General features: G+C 64.4%; 3 protein-coding genes. 2 read left to right on the forward strand and 1 reads right to left on the reverse strand.

From position 1 onward, the window contains the following. The coding region (locus AC5RWX_RS31280) for a Gfo/Idh/MocA family protein (RefSeq protein ID WP_494100084.1) at window positions 1-855 on the reverse strand (855 nt) is incomplete at its 3' end. 279 nt (window positions 856-1,134) lie between these two features. Between AC5RWX_RS31280 and xylA the strand changes: the two genes are divergently transcribed. Beyond that, window positions 1,135-2,322 (forward strand): xylose isomerase, encoded by a 1,188-nt coding sequence (xylA, locus tag AC5RWX_RS31285; RefSeq protein WP_494100085.1) that lies wholly within the window; start codon window positions 1,135-1,137, stop codon window positions 2,320-2,322. Between the two features lie 2 nt (window positions 2,323-2,324). Further along, complete coding sequence (gene xylB / locus AC5RWX_RS31290) at window positions 2,325-3,743, forward strand: xylulokinase (protein WP_494100086.1); 1,419 nt, start codon at window positions 2,325-2,327, stop codon at window positions 3,741-3,743. The last annotated feature ends 31 nt before the right edge of the window (window positions 3,744-3,774 follow it).

Genomic DNA, 3,774 nt, shown 5'->3' on the forward strand with positions numbered 1-3,774 from the left:
GGCCTCCAGTTGATGGTCGTAAGTCTCAAACCCTCGTACAGTCCACGTGCGGTCCAGCCCGTTATTGCTCTGGGTGATGGAGTGCCCTTTGGAAGGGAAGACCAGGTTTTTGACCACCAGTTCTCCTTCGGTACCGAGCACTTCAAGGGACAAGTTCAGATGCCCGGGCTCTTCCACCATTGCTGTTGTGATGAGCGCTTTTGCTCCTGAGGGAAACTGGAGGTCGGCCGCTACGCTGAGGTCGGCGCCAAGGGGATTGAGAGACCCGCTGGCTCGGACTACCGTTGGTTCTTCGCCCATGAATGCCCGCACCCAGTGAACCGGGTAGCAACCGAGGTCCATCAGCGATCCGCCTCCCAATCGTGGGTCGTGCCGCAGCGACGCGGGATCGAACGGATTCGAGCTGGAAAAGTCTGCGCGCAGTGTCAAAATCTCCCCAAGCCCGCCGGAGGCTTTAACGGCATCAAGTTCAGCGCTTAGGGGATGATAGCGGTCATGGAAGGCTTCGATGAGCCGGTAACCCGTCGATTGCGCAGCTTCCAGCATTAGGGCAGCCTCATCAGCATTCATCGCAAAAGGTTTCTCGCAGAGCACGTGCTTTCCTGCTTCCAGAGCGGCGATCGACCACTTTGCGTGCTCGGAGGGTGGCAGCGCAATATAGACCAAATCAACTCCGGGGTCGGATAACAAAGCGAAGTAATCGCCGTAGAAACGGTCAATCCGGTGGCGCTCTGCGAACTGGCGTGCTGACTCTTTACGACGGGAGGCTACCGCGACGACCTCGACGTCGGTCCGCCGACTGGCGGGCCGGATGACCGCCGCAGGCGCGATACCCGCTGCGCCCAGAATTCCCATCCGTAACACTGCATGTCTCCTTGCCGCGGCGCCAGAACCCGCAGTTTATTCGCGTCAATTTGTACGAGTATCCCTTTCATGCTGACGGGTGCCAACAGGACACAGTCAAGCGATATCTGCCTACCGCAACAAGTCAAAGCAGCGGAATGTAGATAGGAACAAACGGCAGCACCGGGCGCGATCGCCGCTGCTGTTGACCCACCATATGCCTACCGATATAGTTCAAGCAATAAACTATCTGCCGGATTGGCGGCGATACCACTAGTGCAAGGACGCATCATGACTCTTTCCCCGACCCCCGCTGATAAGTTCACCTTTGGTCTGTGGACTGTTGGCTGGACCGGTGCTGACCCGTTCGGTGTTGCTACCCGCGCGGCGTTGGATCCGGTGGAGGCGGTGCACCGGCTGGCCGAGCTGGGCGCGTACGGCATCACCTTCCATGACAATGACCTGGTTCCCTTTGAGGCCACGGCCTCGGAGCGGGAGCTGATCCTGAAGAACTTCAAGGCGGCCCTGGCCGAGACCGGGCTGAAGGTCCCGATGGTGACCACCAACCTGTTCAGCCACCCGGTGTTCAAGGACGGCGGGTTCACCTCCAATGACCGCTCCATCCGCCGCTTTGCCCTGTCCAAGGTCCTGCGCAACATTGACTCCGCTGCCGAGTTCGGCGCCGAGACGTTTGTGATGTGGGGCGGTCGTGAAGGCAGCGAATACGACGGGTCCAAGGACCTTTCCGCGGCCCTGGACCGGATGCGCGAGGGCGTGGACACCGCCGCCGCGTACATTAAGGACAAGGGCTACAACCTCCGGATCGCACTCGAGCCCAAGCCCAACGAACCCCGCGGTGATATCTTCCTGCCCACCGTCGGGCACGGCCTGGCCTTCATCGCCCAGCTCGAACACGGCGACATTGTGGGCCTGAACCCTGAAACCGGGCACGAGCAGATGGCCGGGCTGAACTTCACCCACGGCATCGCCCAGGCCCTCTGGGCCGGCAAGCTCTTCCACATCGACCTCAACGGCCAGCGCGGCATCAAGTACGACCAGGACCTCGTCTTCGGCCACGGCGACCTGACCAGCGCGTTCTTCACCGTCGACCTGCTCGAAAACGGCTTCCCCAACGGCGGCCCCCGCTACCAGGGCCCGCGGCACTTCGACTACAAACCCTCCCGCACCGACGGCTACGACGGCGTCTGGGAATCCGCCAAAGCCAACATGGCCACGTACCTGCTCCTCAAAGAACGCGCACTGGCCTTCCGCGCCGACCCCCAGGTCCAGGAAGCCCTCGCCGCCTCCGGCGTCTTCGAACTCGGCGAACCCACCCTCGCCGCCGGCGAAACCGCCACCGACCTGCTCAACGACACCACCGCATTCGAAGACTTCGACGCCGACAAGGCCGCCGAACGCTCCTTCGCGTTCGTCCGCCTCAACCAGCTCGCCATCGAACACCTCCTGAACGCCCGCTGAACATGGCACTCGTAGCAGGCATCGACAGCTCCACGCAGTCCTGCAAAGTGGTGATCCGTGATGCGGACACTGGTGCACTGGTCCGCGAAGGCAGGGCCAGCCACCCGGAGGGGACCGAAGTCCACCCGGATCACTGGTGGGCAGCTTTGCAGGAGGCGATCACAAAGGCCGGCGGACTGGACGACGTAGCGGCGGTTTCGGTCGCGGGCCAGCAGCACGGCATGGTCTGCCTGGACAGCGACGGCAGGGTGATCCGGCCGGCGCTCTTGTGGAATGACACGCGCAGTGCCAGCGCCGCCCTGGAGCTGATCCGGACCGCGGGTAGCGGTGACCCTGCCGCCGGCGCCAGCTACTGGGCCGGTGCCACGGGCACCGTTCCGGTAGCGTCGCTCACGCTCACGAAGCTGCACTGGCTGGCCGCCAATGAGCCGGAGAACGCGGCGCAGGTTGCTGCGGTCTGCCTGCCGCACGATTGGCTGACCTGGCGGCTTCTGGGCTACAGCGAGGGCAGCGGACCGGGAAGCCTCGAGGCATTAACCACCGATCGGTCGGACGCCTCCGGTACGGGCTATTATTCGACGGGGGCGGGCCGGTACCTTCCGGACGTACTGGAGTCTTCACTGGGGCACGTCCCGTTGCTGCCCGAAGTGCTGGGCCCGCTGGACGTCGCTGGCAAGACTCCCGCCGGCGCCCTCGTGGCGGCGGGGGCCGGGGACAACGCGGCAGCGGCGCTGGGGGTTGGTGCGGGCGTAGGCGATGTGGTGATGTCGCTGGGCACCTCCGGAACAGTGTTTGCCGTCTCAGGTACACCGGCCGCCGATCCGTCCGGGTTGGTGGCAGGGTTCGCCGATGCCGCCGGCAATTACCTGCCGCTGGTGTGCACGCTCAACGCCACCCGGATTTTTGATGCCACCGCAGCCCTGCTGGACGTCAGCCTGCCGGAGTTCACCGAGCTGGCACTGTCCGCCGAAAGCGGTGCCGGGGGCCTGACCCTGGTGCCGTATTTCGACGGCGAGCGCACGCCAAACCTGCCGGACGCAACAGGTTCCCTGCACGGGATTACCCGCCGTAACTACACCCCTGCAAATCTGGCACGCGCCGCGGTCGAAGGCGTGGTTTGTTCGCTGGCGGATGGGCTGGCAGCCCTCCAGCAGCAGGGAGTGGAGGCCAGGCGGATCATCCTGGTGGGCGGCGGGGCACAGTCCGCGGCCGTGCAGGAGGCGGCAGCGCAGCTGCTGGGAATCGAGGTCACTGTGCCGCGTCCCGGGGAATACGTGGCCGACGGCGCCGCACGCCAGGCTGCTGCGGCACTCACCGGGAAATTTCCGCAATGGGCGCCCGACGCCGTCGACCTCCCCGCAGGGCAGGACGACGGCGGAGTGCTCACCCGCTACCGCAGGTGCGCCTCGCAGTACACCTAAAATTTCTGCGAAGAAAGGACCCGGACCGCTG

This window comes from Arthrobacter sp. SPT-J7 (genome assembly GCF_059089965.1).

What these genes read in the sequence shown, in the direction of transcription:
- xylA (WP_494100085.1), top strand. Translation starts at nt 1,135, where the DNA reads ATGACTCTTTCCCCGACCCCCGCTGATAAGTTCACCTTTGGTCTGTGG.
- xylB (WP_494100086.1), top strand. Translation starts at nt 2,325, where the DNA reads ATGGCACTCGTAGCAGGCATCGACAGCTCCACGCAGTCCTGCAAAGTG.